This window comes from Enterococcus sp. 125944 (assembly GCF_051909435.1).
Taxonomy (GTDB): Bacteria; Bacillota; Bacilli; order Lactobacillales; family Enterococcaceae; genus Enterococcus_D; species Enterococcus_D gallinarum.
In genome coordinates this window covers 1-772 of sequence record NZ_JBQASY010000064.1, presented here as the reverse complement: position 1 = coordinate 772, position 772 = coordinate 1, and the positions used below count along the sequence as shown (strand labels likewise).

The window sequence follows — 772 nt, the reverse complement described above, 5'->3', positions numbered from 1 at the left end:
TACGACGGATGTATACAAACTAACGATCAGTGGTTATACATTAGACACGAAACAGTTGCCAGATAATGGCACTGGGGTAATGAGTGATCAAGCGCAAACCGTGACCTATGTATACGCGAAAGACCCTGTGAAAGCGGCGGATGTGACAGTGAAATACGTGGATACAGATGGAAATGAGATCCACGCACCACAAGTCATTTCAGGAAATGTTGGAGATGACTACGACGCTACGATAGATGTATACAAACTAACGATCAGTGGTTATACATTAGACACGAAACAATTGCCAAATAATGGCATTGGAGTGATGAGTGATCAAGCGCAAACCGTGACCTATGTATACGCGAAAGATCCTGTAAAAGCGGCGGATGTGACGGTGAAATATGTGGACACAGATGGAAATGAGATCCACGCACCACAAATCATTACAGGAAATGTTGGAGATGACTACGACGCTACGACAGATGTATACAAACTAACGATCAGTGGTTATACATTAGACACGAAACAATTACCAACTAATAGCACTGGAACAATGAGTGACCAAGCGCAAACCGTGACCTATGTATATGCGAAAGATCCTGTGAAAGCGGCAGATGTGACGGTAGAATATGTGGACACAGATGGAAATGAGATCCACGCACCACAAGTGATCACAGGGAATGTTGGAGATGACTACGACGCTACGACAGATGTATACAAACTAACGATCAGTGGTTATACATTAGACACGAAACAATTACCAACTAATAGCACTGGAACAATGAGTGAC

1 protein-coding gene is annotated in these 772 nt (G+C 43.1%); it reads left to right on the top strand.

What is annotated here, in order from left to right:
• The coding region (locus ACTFWY_RS17800) for a MucBP domain-containing protein (RefSeq protein WP_439939974.1) at positions 1 to 772 on the top strand (772 nt) is incomplete at both ends.